20 protein-coding genes and 1 tRNA gene are annotated in these 21,587 nt (G+C 64.0%); 16 read left to right on the plus strand and 5 right to left on the minus strand.

Annotated features, from left to right (window positions below; all coding sequences use genetic code 11):
• The first annotated feature begins 103 nt into the window (after positions 1–103).
• From QWY74_RS08810 to QWY74_RS08820, 3 genes are all read left to right on the plus strand, one after another.
• Positions 104–877: a thymidylate synthase gene (locus QWY74_RS08810; protein WP_264824400.1), complete on the plus strand. Its 774-nt coding sequence runs from the start codon at positions 104–106 to the stop codon at positions 875–877.
• Positions 874–1,413 (plus strand): dihydrofolate reductase, encoded by a 540-nt coding sequence (locus QWY74_RS08815; RefSeq protein ID WP_264824040.1) that lies wholly within the window; start codon positions 874–876, stop codon positions 1,411–1,413. The genes QWY74_RS08810 and QWY74_RS08815 overlap by 4 nt, the downstream gene beginning before the upstream one ends.
• A gap of 63 nt (positions 1,414–1,476) precedes the next feature.
• A complete protein-coding gene (locus tag QWY74_RS08820) occupies positions 1,477–2,637 on the plus strand; it encodes a ProQ/FINO family protein (RefSeq protein ID WP_264824039.1) in 1,161 nt (386 codons plus the stop codon).
• 38 nt (positions 2,638–2,675) lie between these two features.
• Here QWY74_RS08820 and QWY74_RS08825 read toward each other — a convergent pair whose 3' ends face one another.
• Positions 2,676–2,930 (minus strand): hypothetical protein, encoded by a 255-nt coding sequence (locus QWY74_RS08825; protein ID WP_264824038.1) that lies wholly within the window; start codon positions 2,928–2,930, stop codon positions 2,676–2,678.
• An 81-nt stretch (positions 2,931–3,011) separates the two neighbouring features.
• On the opposite strand from QWY74_RS08825, the gene QWY74_RS08830 reads away from it, so the two are divergent.
• The 3 genes from QWY74_RS08830 to QWY74_RS08840 all read left to right on the plus strand — a co-directional run bounded on the left by QWY74_RS08830 (position 3,012) and on the right by QWY74_RS08840 (position 7,347).
• Positions 3,012–4,079, plus strand: a complete 1,068-nt coding sequence (locus QWY74_RS08830) for a porin (protein WP_264824037.1) — start codon at positions 3,012–3,014, stop codon at positions 4,077–4,079.
• A gap of 101 nt (positions 4,080–4,180) precedes the next feature.
• Positions 4,181–5,218, plus strand: coding sequence for a hypothetical protein (locus tag QWY74_RS08835; protein WP_264824036.1), 1,038 nt, complete (start codon positions 4,181–4,183; stop codon positions 5,216–5,218).
• Between the two features lie 152 nt (positions 5,219–5,370).
• Positions 5,371–7,347 (plus strand): sensor domain-containing diguanylate cyclase, encoded by a 1,977-nt coding sequence (locus tag QWY74_RS08840; RefSeq protein WP_264824035.1) that lies wholly within the window; start codon positions 5,371–5,373, stop codon positions 7,345–7,347.
• Between the two features lie 6 nt (positions 7,348–7,353).
• On the opposite strand, the gene QWY74_RS08845 is transcribed toward QWY74_RS08840, so the two are convergent.
• A tRNA-Arg gene (locus QWY74_RS08845) sits at positions 7,354–7,430 on the minus strand.
• A gap of 138 nt (positions 7,431–7,568) precedes the next feature.
• Between QWY74_RS08845 and QWY74_RS08850 the strand changes: the two genes are divergently transcribed.
• Together QWY74_RS08850 and QWY74_RS08855 are read left to right on the plus strand one after the other, a co-directional pair.
• Positions 7,569–8,366: a methyltransferase domain-containing protein gene (locus tag QWY74_RS08850; protein WP_264824034.1), complete on the plus strand. Its 798-nt coding sequence runs from the start codon at positions 7,569–7,571 to the stop codon at positions 8,364–8,366.
• Positions 8,363–9,352 carry a methyltransferase gene (locus QWY74_RS08855; RefSeq protein ID WP_290314179.1) on the plus strand — a complete coding sequence of 330 codons (990 nt, stop codon included), beginning with the start codon at positions 8,363–8,365 and terminating at the stop codon, positions 9,350–9,352. Before QWY74_RS08850 ends, QWY74_RS08855 begins: the two co-directional genes overlap by 4 nt.
• A 349-nt stretch (positions 9,353–9,701) precedes the next feature.
• Here the strand turns inward: QWY74_RS08855 and greB are convergent, their stop codons facing one another.
• Positions 9,702–10,247 carry a transcription elongation factor GreB gene (greB, locus tag QWY74_RS08860; protein WP_264824032.1) on the minus strand — a complete coding sequence of 182 codons (546 nt, stop codon included), beginning with the start codon at positions 10,245–10,247 and terminating at the stop codon, positions 9,702–9,704.
• Positions 10,248–10,436: 189 nt separating this feature from the next.
• On the opposite strand from greB, the gene QWY74_RS08865 reads away from it, so the two are divergent.
• The 4 genes from QWY74_RS08865 to QWY74_RS08880 all read left to right on the plus strand — a co-directional run bounded on the left by QWY74_RS08865 (position 10,437) and on the right by QWY74_RS08880 (position 12,984).
• The gene (locus QWY74_RS08865; RefSeq protein ID WP_264824031.1) at positions 10,437–11,069 is read left to right on the plus strand and encodes a TRAP transporter TatT component family protein; all 633 of its coding nucleotides are present in this window, start codon (positions 10,437–10,439) and stop codon (positions 11,067–11,069) included.
• A gap of 79 nt (positions 11,070–11,148) precedes the next feature.
• A complete protein-coding gene (locus QWY74_RS08870; RefSeq protein WP_264824030.1) occupies positions 11,149–11,787 on the plus strand; it encodes an NUDIX domain-containing protein in 639 nt (212 codons plus the stop codon).
• A 1-nt stretch (position 11,788) separates the two neighbouring features.
• Positions 11,789–12,235, plus strand: a complete 447-nt coding sequence (locus tag QWY74_RS08875; RefSeq protein ID WP_264824028.1) for a DUF1249 domain-containing protein — start codon at positions 11,789–11,791, stop codon at positions 12,233–12,235.
• On the plus strand, positions 12,235–12,984 hold the full coding sequence (locus QWY74_RS08880) for a metallophosphoesterase (RefSeq protein WP_290314180.1): 750 nt from the start codon (positions 12,235–12,237) through the stop codon (positions 12,982–12,984). The genes QWY74_RS08875 and QWY74_RS08880 overlap by 1 nt, the downstream gene beginning before the upstream one ends.
• Positions 12,985–13,008: 24 nt before the next feature.
• Here QWY74_RS08880 and cmoB read toward each other — a convergent pair whose 3' ends face one another.
• Together cmoB and cmoA are read right to left on the minus strand one after the other, a co-directional pair.
• Complete coding sequence (cmoB, locus tag QWY74_RS08885; RefSeq protein WP_264824026.1) at positions 13,009–14,004, minus strand: tRNA 5-methoxyuridine(34)/uridine 5-oxyacetic acid(34) synthase CmoB; 996 nt, start codon at positions 14,002–14,004, stop codon at positions 13,009–13,011.
• Complete coding sequence (gene cmoA, locus QWY74_RS08890) at positions 14,004–14,747, minus strand: carboxy-S-adenosyl-L-methionine synthase CmoA (protein ID WP_264824025.1); 744 nt, start codon at positions 14,745–14,747, stop codon at positions 14,004–14,006. Before cmoA ends, cmoB begins: the two co-directional genes overlap by 1 nt.
• A gap of 85 nt (positions 14,748–14,832) precedes the next feature.
• Here cmoA and pgi point away from each other — a divergent pair, with 85 nt between their 5' ends.
• From pgi to parC, 4 genes are all read left to right on the plus strand, one after another.
• The gene (pgi, locus tag QWY74_RS08895) at positions 14,833–16,506 is read left to right on the plus strand and encodes a glucose-6-phosphate isomerase (RefSeq protein ID WP_290314181.1); all 1,674 of its coding nucleotides are present in this window, start codon (positions 14,833–14,835) and stop codon (positions 16,504–16,506) included.
• Positions 16,507–16,588: 82 nt separating this feature from the next.
• On the plus strand, positions 16,589–17,233 hold the full coding sequence (locus tag QWY74_RS08900) for a YqiA/YcfP family alpha/beta fold hydrolase (protein WP_264824023.1): 645 nt from the start codon (positions 16,589–16,591) through the stop codon (positions 17,231–17,233).
• A gap of 3 nt (positions 17,234–17,236) precedes the next feature.
• On the plus strand, positions 17,237–19,117 hold the full coding sequence (gene parE / locus QWY74_RS08905) for a DNA topoisomerase IV subunit B (RefSeq protein ID WP_264824022.1): 1,881 nt from the start codon (positions 17,237–17,239) through the stop codon (positions 19,115–19,117).
• A 146-nt stretch (positions 19,118–19,263) separates the two neighbouring features.
• On the plus strand, positions 19,264–21,522 hold the full coding sequence (gene parC, locus QWY74_RS08910; RefSeq protein ID WP_264824021.1) for a DNA topoisomerase IV subunit A: 2,259 nt from the start codon (positions 19,264–19,266) through the stop codon (positions 21,520–21,522).
• The last annotated feature ends 65 nt before the right edge of the window (positions 21,523–21,587 follow it).

Below are 21,587 nucleotides of genomic sequence, written 5' to 3' on the forward strand. Positions count from 1 at the left end.
GCAGCTGTAGCCTCTGTGTAGAATAACCACTCAATTTCCCAGCTGTGATTTTGCCGTGAAAGCCGAGACTCTACCTCCCCTGGAACAGCCTTATCTCGATCTGATGCGAGCGGTGCTGGAGCATGGTGTCGAGCGCGGTGATCGCACCGGCGTGGGCACGCGTTCGCTGTTCGGTCATCAGATGCGCTTCGACCTCTCCCGCGGATTCCCGCTCATCACCACCAAGAAGCTGCATCTGCGCTCGATCATTCACGAACTGCTGTGGTTTCTGGCCGGTGATACCAATATCGCCTATCTCAAGGAAAACGGCGTGCGGATCTGGGACGAGTGGGCCGATGCGAACGGCGATCTGGGGCCGGTCTATGGCTATCAGTGGCGCAGCTGGCCGGATCCGCGTGGCGGTCATGTCGACCAGATCGTCGGGCTTCTGGAGCAGTTGAAGCACAATCCGCATTCGCGGCGCTTGATTGTCTCGGCCTGGAACCCGGCGCTGGTCGATGACATGGCCCTGCCGCCGTGTCACTGTCTTTTCCAGTTCTATGTGGCCGAGGGGCGTCTGTCCTGCCAGCTCTATCAGCGCAGTGCCGACATCTTCCTCGGCGTGCCCTTCAATATCGCCAGCTATGCCCTGCTGACCCGTATGATTGCCCAGGTGGCCGGGCTCGAGCCGGGGGATTTCGTGCACACCCTGGGCGATGCGCACCTCTATCTCAATCACCTCGAGCAGGCCGAGCTGCAGTTGAGCCGCCAGCCGACCGAGGCGCCGCGACTGGTGCTCGAGCCCGGGGTGGATGACCTCTTTGCGTTTCGTTTCGAGCATATCGCCATCGAGGGCTATGAGCCTCATCCGCACATCAAGGCAGAGGTCGCCGTATGACAGACAGCACTCTGGTTCCCGTCGCCATGATTGCGGCCATGTCGAGCAATGGCGTGATTGGTGTCGACAATCAGCTTCCCTGGTATCTGCCGGAGGATCTCAGGTTCTTCAAGTTCATGACCCAGGCCAAGCCGCTGGTGATGGGGCGCAAGACTCATGAATCGATCGGCAGGCCGCTGCCCGGCCGCCTGAACATCGTGGTCACCCGTGATACCGACTTCCGTTCCGAAGGTGTCAGGGTATGTCATGACCTGGCCACAGCCCTGATCCTGGCCGACCAGCAGGCGACCATCGACGGTGTCGACGAGATCATGGTGATGGGCGGTGCCCAGATCTACACCCAGGCGCTGCCTCTTGCTAGTCGCCTCTACCTGACCGAGGTGGCGGTCGATCTCGAGGGAGATGCCTACTTCCCGGCCATGGATATGGCGCACTGGCAGGAAATCCAGCGTGTGGCCGGCAGCCCCGGGGAAGGGCAGCCGGCCTACGATTTTGTGTCGTATCAGCGTCGGGGTTTGCCAGAGACCGATGCCTGACACAGACTGTGAGGGTAGCACCGGGGCGCCGGAATCGCTCACGGTGTGTTCAGGAAGGCGCACTTGGAGGATCAGGAATTGATCGAGGAAAGCTCAACGCGCTTGATCGTGGCGCTGGAGGACCGTGCCGAGGCGCTACTGGCGGCCTGGGACGAGTCACGCGCCCGGCGTGAGTCGCTGTCCGCGCGACTCGATGACCTGGCGCAGCACTGTCAGGCACTGGAGGCGCGCAATGCCGAGCTGACAGCCGAGGCCAGGGAACGGGCCGACGAGCGCGATTCGCTGGCACAGCAATTGAGTGAATTGCAGCACCGCCTGGCCGATGCCGAAGCCTCTGGCATGGAACTGCTCGAGGAAAATCGCGAGCTGGATGAGCAGAATCGCGAAATCGAGGCCCATAATCGCCAGTTGCGCGAGGCCAGGGAAACTTCCGGTGATCGCGAAGCGGGTCTCGTTTTTCAACGGCGTGGTCGGCGAGCCCAGGGGTTCTCCGCGCTGATGGGCCAGCGCCCGGCGAGTCAACGACAGTCTCAGGATGCCCCGACGGACCTCGACGAGCCTGAGGTGATCCCGGGCGAGCGTCAAGCGCCCGCCGGCCAGGGTGAGGAGGCCTCGGCCCATTCGCAGGCGAGTGTGCCTCCTATCGACGAGGCCCCTTCGCCGCAGGCACTGCTGGAACAGTGGTATCAGCGTTATCCCAAGGCGTTTTTCAAGGGCCATACGCGCCCCTTGCAGGTCGGCATTCATGAATCCTTGACCGCCCTGGAACCATGGCCGGAGAAGCTGGTGCGCCGGGCCCTGGCCTGTTACGTCAATCTACCGCGTTATCTTAAATCGGTTCGCGAGGGGGCCGAGCGCATTGACCTGGAGGGGGCGGTATCGGGCCATGTGGACGCTGGCGCCGCCGAGCATGCTAGAAAGAAGGTGGATCGCCTGCAGTCTGCCCGGCGCTCCGCCAGCAAGGCCTCCGGTCATAATGGGGCGAAGCGTACCGGCCGGCGGGGCAAGGGCAAGCCAGCGGATGGCGAGCCTGGTGAGGCGCCGTCGCAGCGGCCTGCCAGTGTGGGGCCGACGTCAGCCGATGCGGACCGATCGGCCGTGCCAGCGTCCGGTGCCGCCCCGTCGGCGGCACCGGGCAACTCGGCCGATCAGAGCCAGGAGCCGCAGGATCGGCGCATGCAGCGCAAGCTGAGTGAGCTCATGGCACGCCATAACCCGGACTGAGCATCACGACGCTTTCCCGGCGTTGTGACTTGAAAGCGTCATGTCGGGCGTGCATGATGCTGTTCGAGCCATGTGGTGTGATGCCTGCCTGGCTTAAATGGATGCGCGCCGGGATGGCGCCGGGGGAGCTTCATGGTGGCGAACTTTTTCTGCGCAGAGATAGAAAACAGTGTTTTTTTCTTGTTGCGCTCGCGCCGATCCCGGTATAAAGTTGTTCCTGCGAGCATTGGATTATAATAAGGCTTGGCCGTGGTCTGGCTCGCATGCTGCACTCCGAAAGAATCTTGCAGCAACGAGAACCGGCACCTGACAGGCAAGCCGGCTGCACAAGCAGCATCGATCGAAACAGCAAGCTAGTCATAAGGAATATTGCAATGAAAAAGACACTGTTAGCGACTGCCATCGCCGGTGCCATGGTTGCCTCCGGCGCCCAGGCCGCCACCGTCTACAACCAGGACGGCACCAAGCTCGACATCTACGGCAACATTCAGATTGCCGTTTATAGCATCAAGGGCGGCAACGGCGAGTATGATACTCAGCTCACTGACAACGGCACCACCTTCGGCTTCGCCGCCGAGCATGTCATTTATGATGGCCTGACCGGCTACATGAAGCTCGAGCTTGACGACATCAAAGCCGACGAAATGAAGACCGACATCGATAACGATGACTCCGGTGACCAGGCTTATGTCGGCCTGAAGGGCAACTTCGGTGACGTCAAGCTGGGTTCCTACGACACCCTGATGGATGACTGGATCCAGGATCCCGTCACCAACAACGAAGGCTTCGATGTCAGCGACTCCAACCAGTACACTGACAGCGCTCAGGAAACTGACCAGCTGACCTATGTTTCGCCGTCCTTCAATGGCCTGGAGATGGCCATCGGCACCCAGTTCAAGGGCGACGCCGAAGCGGAAAACGTTGCCAATGAGAACAACGCCTCCATCTTTGGTGGTGCCAAGTACACAGCCGGCAACTTCTCCGTGGCCGCTGTCTACGACAACCTCGACAACTACGAAGTCAAGGGTGCCGGTTTTGCAGCAGATCAGGAGTGGGGCGACCGTTACGGCATCACCGGTCAGTACACCATGGATAGCCTGCGCGTCGCGCTGAAGCTCGAGCGCTTCGACTCGGCCATCGATGATGTCGACTCCACCAACTATTATGGCCTGGGTGCTCGCTATGGCTATGGCCAGGGCGACGTCTACGCTGCCTACCAGTACATCGACGTGGGCGGTCTGGACTTCACCGACACAGCCGACAACGCGCTGACCAGCGGTGACTTCCCGAACGAGGACGACAATGAGTCCTACAACGAGATCATCGTGGGTGCTAACTACAGCATCTCCGACTCCATGTACACCTGGGCCGAGGCGGCTTTCCGTGACCAGGAAAACGACGCAGGTGACGGCGTTGGTGTGGGCGTGACCTACATGTTCTAAACCCCTCTTGCAGGGAGACCTGCCCGAAGGGTTGAACAACGAAAGCCGATCCCCCGGGGTCGGCTTTTTTCATTGGGCGAGAATGAGGCAAGCGAGGTTCCATGAAACAGCCGATCCTAACCGCGGGTTTGCTTACCCTGGGGCTGAGCCTGGTGGCGGCACCGACCTGGGCCAGCGAGATGCAGGACCGTTTCCGGGAAGAAGGCAAGCAGATGGACTTGACCGGCTACCTGCAGCCTGAGACCGATGCCTATAGCCGCAGCTTCCTGTTTGGTAGCGTCAACGAACATGACTTTACCGTCGATGAGGCGGGCACCTATGCCTTCACCAGCGATGTGACCGCCGGCTATGCCGACGACTACCGCATTGCCGCCGTGCTGCTGAATGAGCAGGGTCAGGAGGTCACCCGCTCCGAGGCCCTGGGCCAGAATGGTGGCCTGGATATGCGCACCGAACTCGAGCCTGGGGACTATACACTTCGGGTTGAGGCCCAGCGCTTCGGTACTCGGGGCAAGGCCGGGGATGCCTATTCCATCGATGTCGCGGGTCTCAATGAACGCGGTGAGCGTGTCGAGGATGCCGTCGACGACGGTGGTGATATCCAGTTCATCGGCGAGAATCGCTCCGGGGGCAAGTCCGTCTTCGTGCGCGACGATGATGCCGTGGCAACGGTGCGCAGCGGGGATAGCGCGTCCGCCGGCACGGCGTCGAACGCCGGGGCCGCAGCGAGCGGCGCGGCGGCATCGACGGCGTCCGGCGGAGCGCAGGATGCATCCGCTGATGAGCGACAGCAGGCCGCCGGGCAGGAAAGCTTCGAGACCATCGTCACCGACGTCAAGATCCGTGCCAGCGGCAAGGCGCTGACCTTCGACGTGGCCGAAGCCGGCACTATTTCCATCGAGACATCCACCTATCCGCCGGGTGACGAAGACACCTATCGCATCACCCTGGAAGTGTTAGACGAGTCCGGCTCGGTGGTGGCCGAGGGGGCCGGTCAAGGCTTCGATGGCGATGTCGACATGGAAACCGTGCTGCAGCCGGGGCGCTACACCATCAATGTGCAGGGCCAGAAGTTCGGCTCGGCCCACACGGGTCCCAACAACTATGAGCTCAGGGTCGAGCAGTTGGATCGGCGCTGAGGGTGTGTCCGGATGAGCCGATGAACACGTGACAGCTGTATTGTCACGTGTTCGGCTAATATCTTCGTCATGATCCCCTTCGCTAACTGATGCTACATCGTGGCCGCTGAGGCGCTGCGAGATCCGCCAGTGCCGGCGCGCGAGGAGCTCAAGTGTCAGCACCCTTCACCCGCTATCTGCATGGTGCCCTGTCCCTCAAGGGGCGTTTGCTGCTCGGGCTGTTCGTGACCTGGGCGGTCGTGCTGGCGTTGTTGCTGGGCTTCGGCTGGCGCTCGGCCGAGACGCTGGCGGGTGACTCGAGTCGCACGCATCTGCGTTATGAAGCGCGCTTGATTGCCGACGAGCTCACTCAGCAGGTGGACTCGCGGTTATCGGCACTGCAGCGCCTGGCGGGTCGAGTGCCGCTGCGCGCATCGTCCAGCGAGGCTCGCAACGTCCTGCGCGACAGTGATGCGCTGCTCGAGTGGTTCGAGGGCCTGTTTGTCGTGGGCGCCGAAGGGCGGGTCATGGCGGACTGGCCCAATGTGGAAGGGCGCGTCGGCCTGAACATTGCCGATCGTGAGTACTTCCAGGAAGTCGCGGCATTCCACGAGCCCTATGTCAGTGAGCCGTTTCGGGGTCGCGCCAGTCATCAGTCGCTGGTCGTCTTCGTCGTGCCGCGTCTGGACGTGGCGGGCAACTTCCAGGGCATGGTCGGCGGCATCGTCAACATCCGCAATGGGGATCTCTTCAATCGTCTGTCGCGCATTCGCCTGGGCCTCGAGGGCTTTGCCAGCGTTATGACGGCCTCGGGCCAGGTGCTCTACCACCCGGATCGATCGCGAATCCTCGCCGAGGTGCCCGATGCCGGGGCCAATCCCTGGGCCAATCTATCCCTGTTTGGTTGGGAAGGGGAGGTGCTCGGTGAGCTGTCCAGCGGTGATCTGGGCTATCAGGCCTACCGCCAGATATGGCCGGCCGACTGGATCGTCAGCGTGGTCCTGCCCCGAGATCAGGTATTGTCTCCGCTGATGGAGAGCGTCGGCCGGCTAGGCTGGTGGGCTTTACTGGTGGCGGGCCTTATGATGCCGATCATGGGCTGGTTTGTGTGGCTTTCCCTACGGCCCCTCTATCGGCTGGAAAGGCAGATAGAAGAGGTCGGGGCCGGAAAGCGCAACCAGGTGGCCCTGGCCACGCGCATGCAGGAGCTGCAGCGTGTTGCCTTTACCTTCAATCGCGTCGAGGTCGAGCGTGGGCATGCCCTGGCGCGCTCACGCGAACGTCAGGCGTTTCTCGATGCCATCCTTTCGTCTTCTCCGGTCGGGATTTTCGTGACTGAGCCCGGTGGTGCCATTTCCTATGTCAACCCGGCGCTGGTGGAGCTGACCGGTTACCAGGAGATCGCGACCAACCCCTTGGCCTGGCTGAATCGTGTACACGCGGATGACCGTCAGGCCATGCAGGAGCTGTGGCGGCATAGCCTGCAGAGCGGCGAGGACTTCCTGCAGCAGTATCGCTACTGGCACCGTAAGGGAGAGGTACTGTGGCTCGAAGTGCATGCCAGGCGAGTATCGTCCGAGGACGGCCACCTCGGCTTCGTCGGTACGGTCAAAGACATTACCCAACGTCGCGAGGAAGAGGCCCTGCGACAGTGGGAGGCGGAACATGACCCGCTGACCGGGCTACTCAATCGCCGTGGTCTGGAACGCCGTCTTGAGGAAGCCCTGGCCGATTGGCGCAAGATGGGTATTCCCTCGGTCCTGCTGGTCTTCGACATGGATCACTTCAAGCCGATCAATGATTTAGGTGGCCATGCCCTGGGTGATGAAATGCTCTGCCGGGTCGCCCGCGAGCTGACGCAGACCATTCGCCGCAGTGATCACGCCGCGCGTCAGGGTGGTGATGAGTTTGCCGTGCTGCTGCCGAGCTGTTCCCCCGAGCAGGCCAGGCGCATCGCCGAGTCCTTGCTTGAATCTACCCGGTTGTTGAGGGTGCATCACGAGGGCCAGGCCTACAGCGTGACTATGAGTGTCGGTGCCACCAGTTTTCAGAATACGGATCAGCGCATCAGTCAGATCATTCAGCGGGCCGATGAGGCATGCTATGAAGCCAAGCGAGCGGGGCGGGATGGGGTCGCCATCCGAGGGTGAGGTAGATGGCGCCCTCTACTGGATTCGAACCAGTGACCTGCCGCTTAGGAGGCGGCTGCTCTATCCTGCTGAGCTAAGAGGGCGCTGACGGTGAACGTCCATGGCGTTCGGTCGTGGCGTAGTATAAGCGGCTGACCCGTCGAGATAAAGTCGCCAGGCAATGAGATGCCCGTCGATTCCGGGTAGAATGTCGGCATTCCGGCCGGCCCCCCTGACTCTCCATGACGACGTTTTCTGCCCACGGTGATCGCCATTTCGATGGCATGGCCGACAAGTTTGCCGACAGTCTCTATGCCAGTCGACGCGGTGCGCTGCGCCTGGCGTTGCTGGATCGACTGCTGCCCGAGATGCTGACCCTGGAGGCCCAGCCGACGCTGGATATCGGCGGTGGCCTCGGGCAGTTGTCTGCCTGGCTGGCCGCCCGGGGGCACCCGGTCACCCTGTGTGAGCCCGCCCGCGACATGCGCGATCAGGCATTCAGGCGCCTGGCCGAGACGACGGTCGAGCTGCGGGACCTGTCCCTGCAGGAACTGCCGGCCCGCATGCCGGGTCCCTGGCCTCTGCTGACCTGCCACGCCGTGCTTGAATGGATGGCCGACCCGCGAGCTGCCCTGGCGACCCTGGCTGGCCTGCTCGCCCCGGATGGGCAGCTCTCCCTGATGGTCTTCAATCGCGATGCCATGCGCTTTTCGAACCTGCTCAAGGGCAATCTGGAGCGTGTCATGCAGGACCGGCTGGCCGGGCTGGGCAAGGGCAAGCGACTGGCCCCCATCTCGCCGCTGACACACCAGGATATTCTGACCTGGGCGGGCGAAACGGGCCTGCGGGTAAAACACCAGGCGGGCATCCGGGTCTTCGATGACTACCTGCAGGTGGCGGTCGACACGCCGGAGATGGACGACAAGCTGCTCGAGCTGGAGTGGCGCTACTCACGTAGCGAACCCTATTGGCGGCTGGGGCGTTATTTGCTGTATACCCTGGTGCCCGCCAGCCAGGATGCCGAGGAAAACTGCCGATGAGTGCCGAGACCCCTGTCTGCCAATTGCTGGATCGCCAGGACACCCATTACCACGACTGGCTGTGGGTCGCTCCTCCGGCGGATGACTGGCTGCAACACGCCGGAGGGCAACTGATGAGTGCCGATCACAGCCTGCTGGCCGACTGGCAGGCGAGAGACAGACGCGCGCATTCGCCCTTCGTCGACAGCCCTCCCGCGCCGCCGGGTGTGGTGCTGTTCTGGCCCAAGACGCATGCTCTGGGTGAGTGGTGGCTGCTGTGGTTGTGTGCCCGGCTCGAGCCGGGAACCCCCTTGCACGTAGTGGGGGAGAACCAGGGTGGCATCAAGCGCGTGCTCAAGGTATTGGCCGCGCTGGGTCTGGGCTGTCGCAAGCTAGACAGTGCCCGGCGTTGCAGTCTTTTTGCCTCACGGCTGGATCGTGTGGCCCTCGACCCGGATGACGCCTGGACGCGTTTCGAGGCCGAGGGCCTGCACCTGGTCAGCCATCCGGGCGTCTTCGGCCACGGCAAGCTGGACGAGGGCACGCGCCTGTTGCTGTCCCGGCTGGATGCCGGTCTGCCCCAAGGGGGTAGCGCGCTCGACATGGGCTGCGGGGACGGCATCCTGGCGGCCTGGCTGGCGCGCCGCGGACACTCGGTCACCGCGGTGGACGTCAACGGCTTTGCGGTAGAGTCCACCCGGCGCACCCTGGCGGCCAATGATCTGCCGGGGGACGTCTTTCATGGTGATGTCTACTCGGGGCTGGGGCAGCGTTGTTTCGACGCCATCGTCAGCAATCCGCCCTTTCATCAGGAGCGTGCCGTGGATTACGGCCCGGCCGCGCGCCTGATCGAGGAGGCTCCGCGACATCTTCAGCCGGGTGGTCAGTTGTGGCTGGTCGCCAATGCCTTCCTGCCTTACCCGAACCTGCTCGAGCGGGCCTTCGGCACATTCGAGATCCTGGCGGATGATCGCCGGTTTCGCGTTTATCGAGCCGTGAAGCGCTGAGTCGAGCTACGAGCCACGAGCTACGAGCCACGAGCCACGAGCTGCGAGATGCGAGCTGTGAACTGCTCGCCGCTCGTTCCTCGCTACTCGAGTTCCGGTGTTCGCTGCTCGATTCTAGACACGAGCCACGAGCCACGAGCCACGAGCCACGAGCTGCGAGATGCGAGCTGTAAACTGCTCGCCGCTCGTTCCTCGCTACTCGAGTTCCGGTGTTCGCCGCTCGATTCTCGATACGAGCCAAGAGTCAAGAGCCAAGAGCCAAGAGCTGCGAGATGCGAGCTGTAAACTGCTCGTCGCTCGTTTCTCGCCACTCGAGTCCCGGTTGTCGCCACTCGAGTCTCGATGCTCGTCAGCTTTCTGCCTGCGGATCGCGGTACTCGATGGCGGTGATCAGGTAGGTGGTTTCTCCGCCGGGTGCCGCGACGGTGGCTTCGTCGTCCAGCCCCTTGCCGAGCAATGCCTTGGCAAGCGGGGCGTCGACACTGATCCAGTGCTTGCCGGTGTCGGTCTCGTCATGTCCGACGATGCGCAGTTGCAGGGTCTGGCTGTCTTCATCCTCGAGCGTCACGAAGGCACCAAAGAAGATGCGCTGAGTGTCGGCCGGCAAACGGTCGACTACCTGAAGCTCGTCGAGGCGTTTGGTCAGATAGCGGATACGGGCGATGACTCGGTTGAGCTCTTTCTTGTTGTAGGTGTAGTCGGCGTTCTCGCTACGGTCGCCGAGCGCGGCAGCCTCGCCTACCTTGGTCGAGAGGGCGGGGCGCTTGACCCGAGAGAGATGATCGAGAATGCCGCGCAGCCGCTCCGCCCCCTCGGCGGTAATCAGGTTGCTTCTGGGCTCCTGGCGCGGGTCCTTGGCCGGATCGCGCCAGCGGGTCATGTTGCGGCCTTTCATGAATCACGCCTCCGGAAACCTGCAGAGTGCCTCGAGAGCCGCAACATACGCCATGCCAGGTCATCAGGCAATGCGCTCATGAGAGGGCCGTTGCACGCCACCCGCGGGGTGATGCGCTGGAGGATCAATCAAACGTTCGTTACATTGGATGAGTGATGAATACGTCAATGGCTCTTCGAGGAGTGCATCATGCGTCAACAACATTGGTTTGCCGTCGTCCTCTGTCTGGGGCTCGGGATAACGCCCCTGGCACAAGCCTGGCAGAGCGACGCCTTTTCCCAGACCCGGCGTTGGGAACATATATCCACCGAAATGGCGCCGGCCCGTCGCGGTGAGGCGCTGTCGGCCCTGGCGGAAGAGGCGGCGGCTCTGGCGCAGGCCAATCCGGATGTCAGCGATGTGCTGATCAATCAGGGCGTCATCCTGGCCTCGCTGGCCCGCGAGACCGGTGGGCTGGATGCCCTCGGCCCGGCCAAGCAGGCGCGGCGAGTGCTGGAGCGTGCCATCGAGCTTGATCCCCGGGGCCGACAGGGATCGGCGCAGGTCACCCTGGGGGCACTCTATGCCCGGGCGCCTGGCTGGCCGGTGGCCTTCGGTGATGACGAGACGGCCGAGGCCATGTTCCAGCGCGCCCTGGAGCTTCAGCCGCAAGGCATCGCGGCCCATTACTATTATGCGGTCTTCCTCGCAGACGAGGGGCGTGATGCGCAGGCGCTCGAGCATGCGCGGCAGGCCCGGGAGGGCGAAGCGCGCGCCAGTGTGACGGCCTGGGATGAGACCCTGCGCGAGAGGGCGGCGGCGCTGGTCGATGAGCTGAAATAACCGGGCCAGTGTCGCCTTCTGCTTGCCGAAGCCCTGGCATGGTCCCGATAATGGCTCTTTTGCCACAAGCGGAGGCTCCATGTCGGCAGCGGATGAGGACCATGCATCGGCCAGTGCGGCGTTCGGCGTCGATGATGTCGACCTCCTCGAGCGGTGCTATCTCTACCAGGGATTTTTCCGTCTGGATGCCCTGAGGTTGCGCCACCGCCTCTTCGAAGGCGGCTGGAGCGCGACCATGACCCGCGAGGTGCATCATCGCCATGATGCGGTGGGCGTGCTGCTCTATGATGCCGAGCGTGACGCCGTGGTGCTGGTCGAGCAGTTCCGTGCCGGGGCCATCGATGATCCCGTTTCGCCCTGGAAGCTCGAGTGTGTCGCCGGCCTGGTGGAGCCGGGCGAGACGGCCGCCGAGGTGGCACGGCGCGAGGCCATGGAGGAAGCCGGCTGCAGCGTCGGCGAGCTGCATGAAGTACACACCTACTATCCCAGTCCCGGGGCCTGCGATGAGCAGGTTACCCTGTTCTGCGGACTGATCGACAGCCGTGGCCTGGGCGGTGTACATGGCCTGGCCGAGGAGCACGAGGATATTCGTGTGCATGTGCTATCATTCCCGCGTTGCTGGGAACTGCTCCAGGCGGGGCGGCTCGATAATGCCATGTGCCTGATCGGCTTTCATTGGCTGGCCGCGCGACGAGCCTCACTCAGAGCAAGGAGTTAGCGTGTCGAAGAGTGCCTATGTCACCGATCTGAAGGACCTCCAGGGAGAGTGCACGGCCAACTTCGTGCGCCTGATGCGCCTGCTGGGCGACATGGAGGCCGGCGAGACCCGCGAGTACGAGCTGCTCGGCCAGGGCAAGCGCCTGGGCATCCTGTGCCTGGAACTCCTGGAACGCGCGCCCTATACCAGCATCGTGCGTGTCTCCCAGCGCGGTGTGCTGGATTCGCTGCTGGAAACGCCGCGCATGCGGGTGCATCTGTACCATGACGTGCGCATGGCCGAGGTCAACGACTTCCAGCGCCAGCGGCACTTCGATGGCCGTTATCGCTATCCCAATGCGCACATGCACCAGCCCGACGAAAAGCTCCAGCTCAACCGATTTCTCGGTGAGTGGCTGGATCACGGCCTGGCGCATGGTCATGCCATCGATATTCCCGAATTGCCCTGATGCGCCTGATCCAGGTCAGTGACTGTCACCTGCACGCCGACCCGGCGGCATGCTCCAGAACCGGCAACCCCTATCGCCAATGGTGTCGAGTCCTCGATGAGGTGGCCCGCTATCAGCCGGACATGCTGCTGGTCACGGGCGATATCAGCCAGGACGACAGCCGGGCTTCCTATGTGCTGGCGGAGCGCGAACTGGCGCGTCTGGCGTGCCCCTGGTACTGGCTGCCCGGCAACCATGATGTGCCCGCCCTGATGCAGCAGTTTCAAGCGCCGCAGGCTCGGATCGAACTGGGGGCGGTGGACATGCTGTTGCTGAATACCCAGGTGGTCGGCGAGGCGCATGGCAGGCTGGGCCCCGAACGGCTTGCCGCCCTGGATGCCGAGCTGAGCAGGAGCCAGCGAGCGCCCCTGGTGGCCATGCATCATCCGCCGCTGGCGGTCGGCTCGGCCTGGATCGATGCCCTGGGGCTCGTCGATGCGGCCGAGTTCTGGGAGGTGCTGGCCGCGCATGAGCCGGTCGCGGCGATCTTCTGTGGTCATGTGCACCAGGCCGTTGATACGCGACAGGCGCTACCCCGGGGAGAGGTGCCGGTGCATGCCTGTCCGTCGACTTCGGACCAGTTCCTGCCCGGCTCCCGGGCCTTTGCCGTCGACAGTGAGGCCCTTCCGGGCTTTCGCATCATCGACCTGCCGCCATCTGCCGCCAATGGAGCCGTGTCGACCCGGGTGGTGCGCGTCCCGCTGCCTTGATCCGCTGAAGGCAGGCGCCTCTGCCTAGCCGGGACGGTTGGCGAGGATGATGGCGCGGCGTGGCGCCGGATAGCCCTCCCGGGTCAGGCTCGGATCCCGTGGGTCGAGGAAGTCGGCCAGGGACTGGAAGGTCATCCAGTCGGTGGAGCGCTGCTCGTCGAGCCGGGTGTCGGCCTCGTCGACGACGCGCACATTCTCGAAGCCGCAGCGCTCCAGCCAGCCCGTCAGCGCGGCGGAGGACGGCAGGAAGTAGACGTTGGGCATGGCGGCGTAACGCTCGCCCGGCAGCAATACCGTGGTGGCGTCGCCGCGCACCACCAGGGTTTCCAGCACCAGCTCGCCGCCCGGTCGCAGGGCCGCCTTGAGCTGGAGCAAATGTTCGAGAGGCGAAGGGCGGTGATAGAGCACGCCCATGGAAAAGACGGTGTCGAACGCCGCCAGATTCTCCGGCACCGCCTCGATGCCCACCGGCAGGAAATGGGTACGCCCCTGATCCGCTTCGCCGATGAAGTGGCGTACCGCCTGAAACTGCCAAAAGAAGCGCGGCGAGGGGTCGATGACCAGGGTAAAGGCGGCACCGGCACCGGTCATGCGCCAGGCGTGGTAGCCATTGCCGCCTCCCACATCGAGCACGCGTCGTCCCTGCAGCGACGCCAGGTGAGGGGCGAGGCGCTGCCATTTCCAGTCCGAGCGCCATTCACAATCGATACTGACGCCGCCGAGCCGGTAGGGTCCCTTGCGCCAGGGCGACAGGGCGCGCAACAGGCTCTCGCACTGGCGCTGGCGGCTGGCATCGAGCGCGCAGTCCACCGTCACGCAGTCGGCATCAAGCGCCACTTGCCGCGGCTCGGGTAGTGCCGGCAGCTTGGCCACGGCCTTTTCCCAGGCCGGCAGGTCGCCATGGCGCCTGCGGTCCAGGCCGCTTGCCAGCTGCTCCGGCAGCCGCGCCAGCCAGGTGTCCAGTCCTTGGTCGAGGAAGGCCTGGTAAAGCGGTCGGTGAACGTCCTGGCGGGTCGACATCAGGCCTCCTTGAAGGCGATCAGGGCGGCGAAGTTCAGGTACTGGAACCAGGTCAGCGAACGACTGAAGCCGGCGTCCGCGAGCCGGTCGTGATGGGCCGCCAGGGTGTCCGGTACCAGGACGTTTTCCAGGGCGGTGCGCTTCTGGCTGATTTCCAGGTCGCTGTAGCCATTGGCGCGCTTGAAGTCGTGGTAGCGTTCGACCAGCCAGGCATTGTCCTGCTCATCATCGGCGACGATCTTTTCGGACAGGATCAGCACACCGCCGGGCTCGAGTGCCTCGTAGAGGCGCGCGATGACGCTGTCGCGATCCTCGGGGGCGAGAAACTGCAGGGTGAAGTTGAGCAGGATCATGCCCGAGGCCTCGAAGGCATGCCGGCGGATATCGTCCTCGATCACTGTCATGTCATGCGCGGGATATTCCTCGCGCAGGGTCTGGCTGGCACGCTCCACCATGGCTGGCGAGAGATCGATGCCGGTATAGCGAAACGCATCGGGTGGCAGCTGGCCTGCCAGGGCCAGGCCGGCGGCGCCCAGCGAGCAGCCCAGATCATGGACATGACCGCCATGACGCAGATGCCGGCGGGCCAGCGGCCCCAGCATGGCAAGTATCTGCCCGTAGCCGGGCACGGAGCGACGGATCATGTCCGGGAAGCAGGCGACCACGCGTTCATCGAAGGAAAAGCCGGCGACTCTGTCCAGGGGTGTCGAAAAGATGCCGTCACGGTAAGATGCATTACTCATGGGAAGGTCGAAGCGTTGGGCTGGAAGTCCGTTATTCTACGCTTCCCTGCCGCAGGCTGCACACAGGACGATCAGGAGTGGAGAGATGAGCCAATGCCCCGTGGAACACAGGAAGGCCTGGCAAGCGCTGGCCGAGCATGCCGAGGGCATGGGGCAACGCCACCTACGTGAGCTGTTCGCCGGTCAACAGACGCGCTTTGCTGACTTCAGCCGCGAGGCGGCCGGCCTGACGCTGGATCTCTCAAAGCAGCGCTGGGACAGCCGGACCCTGGCGCTGTTGTTGAATCTGGCCCGGGAGGCCGGTGTGGAGGACTCGATCTGCGGCCTGCTGGCTGGCGAGCGCCTCAACCTCAGCGAGAATCGGCCCGCCCTGCATACCGCTCTGCGCCTGCCGGAAGATGCCTGCCTCGAGGTGGAAGGTGAGGATCTGGTGGCCTCGGTGCATGACACCCTGGCGCGCATGGAGCTCATGGTCGAGCGCTTCCACGCCGGTCAGTGGCGTGGCGCCACCGGCAAGCCGATCCGTGATGTGGTCAACCTGGGGGTGGGCGGTTCCGACCTCGGACCGCTGATGGTCACCCATGCGCTGGCGGACTACCGGCCGCAGGGGATACATGCCATTGATGTGCACTTCGCCTCGACCATGGACGGCTCGCAACTTGCCGACTACCTGGGCCGGCTCAATCCCGAAACGACGCTCTTTGTGCTGTCGTCCAAGTCCTTCACGACCATCGACACCTTGACCAATGCGCGGACCGCGCGGAACTGGCTGAAGGCGCGGCTGCTGGGCAGTGACCGCGAGGAGGGCGTCGACGAGTCGCTGTTGATGCGTCAGCACTTCATCGGGGTCTCGGCGAGCCCCGAAAAGATGCGCGAATGGGGCATCGATGATGCGCACCAGCTGGAGTTCTGGGAGTGGGTCGGCGGGCGTTATTCCCTCTGGGGAGGCATCGGACTGCCCATCGCCCTGGTCGTCGGCATGGACCACTTCCGCGAGCTGCTGGCCGGCGCGCACGACATGGACCGCCACTTCAGCGAGGCCGAGCTGGGCGACAACCTGCCGGTTCTGCTGGCGCTGGCGGGTATCTGGAATGTCAACTTCCTGGACATCCGGGCCCATTCGATCCTGCCCTATGACGGCCGGCTGGAATACTTCGCGGCCTATCTCGAGCAGCTGGAGATGGAGTCCAACGGCAAGTCGGTCAATCATGATGGCGAGCCGGTCAACTATTCGACCTGTCCGGTGCTCTGGGGGCAACTGGGTCCCAACGCCCAGCATGCTTTCTACCAGCTGTTGCATCAGGGTACTCAGTCGGTAGTGTGCGACTTCATCGCCCCGAGGGTGCGCTATGACGATGTGGACGACCCGGCGACCAGGGACCACCTGATGAGCCAGCATCGTCTGACGCTGGCCAACTGCTTCGCCCAGTCGCGGGCCCTGATGCTGGGCGATGCCGCGCTCGATGACGACGGGCCGCGCCCGGGCCACAAGCGCTATGCCGGTAATCAGCCCTCCAGCACCCTGCTGCTGGATCGCCTGACGCCGCGCACCCTGGGTGCCCTGGTGGCGCTCTACGAGCACAAGGTTTTTGTTCAGGCGACCATCTGGGATATCAACCCCTTCGATCAGTGGGGCGTCGAGCTGGGCAAGACCCTGGCCGGCGAGACGCGGCGCATTCTGGAGCATCAGGCCGACATCGATGGCATGGATGATTCCACCCGCGGATTGATCGAGGCCGTCTGGGCGGCAGAGTCGTGAAGCCGGTCGTCCGGAGTCTTCAGAACCGGCCTGGGGCTTTAATGCTGGCCATATATACAGTTTTTCGCGTATGCTGAGCGCCATGTCCGCCTTGCCGACCGCCAGTGGCGTGCTCTATCTGCACGGCTTCAACAGCGGCAGTGCATCGCCCAAGGCCGCCCTGGTGCGCGATGCCTGTGGGTATCTGTCATTGCCGTGCGCGACGCCGGACCTGCCTCACCGCCCCGACCACGCCCTGGTTCGGGCCGAGGCCGATCTGTGCGGGTTGGGGGCGGCGCCCATGGTCGTGGGCAGTTCCATGGGGGGCTTTCTGGCCAGCGTGCTGGCCGAGCGTCATGATCTGACGGCCGCGCTGATCAACCCGGCCGTGGCCCCGGTGCGGCTGGTGGCCGACTGGGTCGGTATGACCCACGTCAACCCCTACACTGGCGAGTCCTTCCGGGTGGAGGATGCCCATCGACGGGCACTGGCCGACATGACGCCGGCAGGCGTGGCGCCCTGGCGCTATCTGCTGTTGCTTGGCACGGCCGATGAGACACTGGCGCCGCAGGATGCCCGGCAGCTTTACCGGGGCGCGCGCACCATCCTGCACCCCGGGGGCGATCACGGCTTCAGTGCGCTTGCGGACTATCTGCCGGCCATCATGGCCCATGGCGGTCACGCCCTGTCCGCGGCGCGGGCCAAAGTGTTGAGGAAGGAACTAAATGACTCTAATCAGTCCGGGTGATGCATGACTCAGTACAGTGCCAGTTCGATCGAGGTGCTTGCCGGGCTCGAGCCCGTGCGCAAGCGCCCCGGCATGTATACCGATACGTCGCGCCCCAATCACCTGATCCAGGAGGTCATCGACAACAGTGTCGATGAAGCGCTAGGCGGTTACGCCAGTGCCATTGCCGTGCGGCTGTTCGAGGATGGCGGTGTCGAGGTCAGCGACGACGGGCGAGGCATGCCCATCGATATTCACCCCGAGCACGGTGTCTCGGGTATCGAGCTGATCATGACCAAACTGCATGCCGGCGGCAAGTTCTCGTCCTCCAGCTATCGCTTTTCCGGCGGCCTGCACGGTGTGGGCGTCTCGGTGGTCAATGCGCTTTCCCGGCGTCTCGAGATCGAGGTGCTCAAGGAGGGCAGCCGCCACCAGATGGCTTTCGAGCATGGCGAGAAGGCCTCGGAGCTGTCGATCATCGGCTCGGTGGCCAAGCGAGCGACCGGCACCCTGGTGCGCTTCTGGCCGGAAGTCAGCTATTTCGATTCGCCGAAACTCTCGCTGCCGGGCCTCAAGCACCTGCTGAGGGCCAAGGCGGTGCTCTGCCCGGGGCTCAAGGTGACCCTGGTTGAAGCCGATGGTACCGAAAGTGTCTGGCAGTTCGAGGATGGCCTGCGCGACTACCTGTCCCAGGCGACCGACGGTTACGAGGTCCTGCCGGCCGCGCCCTTCGTGGGGCATTTCGCCGACGACGAGCAGGCCGTGGACTGGGCCATTCAATGGCTGCCTGAAGGTGGCGAGCCCTTGCTGGAGAGCTACGTCAACCTGATTCCCACCCCGCTCGGCGGGACCCATGTGAACGGTCTGAGGGCCGGCATGCTGGAGGCGCTGCGCGAGTTCTGCGAATACCGCAGCCTGCTGCCACGGGGCGTCAAGCTGACCGCCGAGGATCTCTGGGAACGTGTCTCCTATGTGCTCTCGGTCAAGATACTGGAGCCGCAGTTCGCCGGCCAGACCAAGGAGCGCCTGTCGTCACGCGTGGTTTCCGGTTTCGTCTCCGGGGTCGTCAAGGACGCCTTCTCGCTGTGGCTTAACCATCATGTCGACCAGGGCGAGGCCCTGGCCGAGCTGGTGATCAGCGCCGCCCAACGGCGCCAGAAGAGTGCCAAGAAGGTGGCGCGCAAGAAGGTCACCTCCGGCCCGGCGCTACCCGGCAAGCTGGCCGACTGCAGCGGTCAGGACCCGGCCGGCAGCGAGCTTTTCCTGGTCGAGGGCGACAGCGCCGGCGGCAGTGCCAAGCAGGCGCGTCAGCGCGAGACCCAGGCGATCCTGCCGCTGCGCGGCAAGATCCTCAATACCTGGGAAGTCGAGGGCCAGGATATCTACGGCTCGCAGGAAGTGCACGACATCGCCGTGGCCATCGGCATGGAGCCCGGCAGTGACAACCGCGACAAGCTTCGCTATCACAAGATCTGCATTCTCGCCGATGCCGACTCCGACGGCCTGCACATTGCCACCCTGCTGTGTGCCCTCTTTCTGCGGCATTTCCCGGCGCTGGTGGATGCCGGCCATGTCTATGTGGCGATGCCGCCGCTGTATCGCATCGACCTGGGCAAGGAAGTCTATTATGCCTTGGACGAAAGCGAGAAGGCCGAGATTCTGCGCCGCCTCGAAGGCAAGCGCGGCACGCCCAATGTCCAGCGCTTCAAGGGCCTTGGCGAAATGAGCCCGCTGCAGCTGCGCGAGACCACTATGGCCGCCGAGACCCGGCGCCTTGTGCAACTGACCCGCGAAGCCGACGACGGCACCCTGGAGATGATGGACATGCTGCTGGCCAGGAAACGCGCCGCCGACCGCAAGAGCTGGCTCGAAGACTACGGCAACCTCGCGGAGATCGAGGTGTAAGAGGGAAGAAGGAAGACGTAAGAGGGAAGAAATACGAGGTTAGAGGGAAGAGAGTATAGGGGTTCTTCCTTCTTCAAGGCGCGAAGCGCCGATCTTCCCTCTTCTGACTGTGTTGTTCTCCTGATGGAAGATAGGGCCCAGAACCCATGACCATGGATATCCAGGTGGCGGAGGGGGACGTCGAGCGTCTGTCCCTTCGCGAGTATACCGAGAAGGCGTATCTCGATTATTCGATGTACGTCATTCTCGACCGCGCCTTGCCGCATATCGGCGATGGCATGAAGCCGGTTCAGCGGCGCATCATCTACGCCATGCGCGAGCTGTCGCTGAGTGCCAGTGCCAAGTACAAGAAGTCGGCGCGGACCGTCGGCGATGTGCTGGGCAAGTTTCATCCGCACGGTGACAGCGCCTGCTACGAGGCCATGGTGCTGATGGCGCAGTCCTTCAGTTACCGCTATCCGCTGGTGGATGGCCAGGGCAACTGGGGCAGCCCGGACGATCCCAAGTCCTTCGCCGCCATGCGCTATACCGAGGCGCGGTTGTCGAAGTTCTCCGAGGTGCTGCTCAGCGAGCTGGGCCAGGGCACCGTGGACTGGGCGCCCAACTTCGACGGTACCATGAGCGAGCCCGTGGTGCTGCCGGCGCGCCTGCCGCATGTGCTGCTCAATGGCGGCACCGGCATCGCGGTGGGCATGGCGACGGACATTCCGCCGCACAATGTCCATGAGGTGGTCGAGGCCACCTGTCACCTGCTGCGCCAGCCCGAGGCGACCACCGTCGATCTGCTGGCTCACCTGCCGGCGCCGGATTTCCCCACCGAGGCCGAGATCATCACGCCGGCCGCGGAGCTGCGCAAGACCTACGAGAGCGGCCGTGGCTCGGTGAAAGTTCGGGCCCGCTACGCGCGCGAAGACGGCAATGTGGTGATTACTGCGCTGCCCTATCAGGTCAGCGGCGCCAAGGTGCTCGAGCAGATCGCCGGGCAGATGCAGGCCAAGAAGCTGCCCATGGTTGCCGATCTGCGCGACGAGTCCACGCATGAAGATCCTACCCGGCTAGTGATCGAGCCGCGCTCCAACCGGGTCGATGTCGAATCCCTGATGGCGCATCTGTTCGCCACCACGGACCTCGAGAAGAACGTTCGCGTCAACATGAACGTGATCGGCCTGGACGGACGGCCGCGCGTGCTGTCGCTGGCCGGCATGCTCGGTGAGTGGCTGGACTTCCGGCGCAGCACGGTGCGTCGGCGTCTCGAGCACCGTCTGGGCAAGGTCGAGGACCGCTTGCACATCCTCGAGGGCCTGCTGACGGCCTATCTCAATATCGATGAGGTCATCCGCATCATCCGTGAGGAGGACGAGCCCAAGCCGGCGCTGATCCAGGCCTTCGGGCTGAGCGAGCGTCAGGCCGAGGCCATCCTCGAACTTCGCCTGCGCCATCTCGCCAAGCTCGAAGAGATGAAGATTCGTGGCGAGCAGGACGATCTCGAGGAAGAGCGCAAGCACCTCAAGGAACTGCTGGGCAACGAGGCGGCGCTGACCGACCTGATCGAGCGCGAGCTGCGCGAGGCCGCCGAGCAGCACGGTGATGCGCGTCGCGCTCCCCTGGTTGAGCGTCAGGAGGCCAGGGCGCTGTCCGAGGTGGAGCTGATCGGGGCCGACCCGGTCACGGTGGTGCTCTCCGAGAAGGGCTGGATCCGCAGCGCCAAGGGGCACGACATCGATCCGGCGGGCCTTTCCTACAAGGCGGGAGACCGTTTTGCCCTGGCGGCCCGTGGCAAGACCAACCAGCCGCTGGTGCTGCTCGACGACACAGGGCGGGCTTATACCCTGGCCGCGCATAACCTGCCCAGCGCCCGCAGCCAGGGCGAGCCGGTGACCGGCCGCGTCAATGTGGCGGCCGGGGCGCACATGGCCGGCGTGATGCTGGCCCCGCCGACATCCCGTTTTCTGCTTTGCTCCGATGGCGGCTATGGCTTTGTCGCCACGCTGGAGTCAATGACCGGCAAGAACAAGGCTGGCAAGGGCGTGTTGACGGTTCCCAAGGGCTGCAACGTGCTGCCACCGATCCAGGTGCCGGAAGGCGAGGGGATCAGTGTCGCCGCGGTGTCCAACGAGGGGCGCCTGTTGGTCTTCCCGCTGGAGCATCTGCCCGAGATGGCCAAGGGCAAGGGCAACAAGATGATCGATATCCCGGGAGCCCGCGCGGCCCGCCGCGAGGAATTCCTGCGCGACCTGGCCCTGCTCGGCCCCGGCCAGGTTCTGGTGGTGCACGCCGGCAAGCGCAAGCTGACCCTCAAGGCCAGCGAGCTGGACTATTATCGAGGTGAGCGCGGGCGCCGCGGCAGCAAGCTGCCCCGAGGCCTGCAGAAGGTCGACCGACTTGAGGCGGAAGAGGGAAGGTAGAAGAGGGAAGACAGGAGGTGGGTTATAGTGCTGTCTTTCTTCTTCCAGGCGCGTAGCGCCGCTCT

It is taken from the genome of Halomonas almeriensis (assembly GCF_030409235.1).
In the GTDB taxonomy this organism is placed as follows: domain Bacteria; phylum Pseudomonadota; class Gammaproteobacteria; order Pseudomonadales; family Halomonadaceae; genus Halomonas; species Halomonas almeriensis.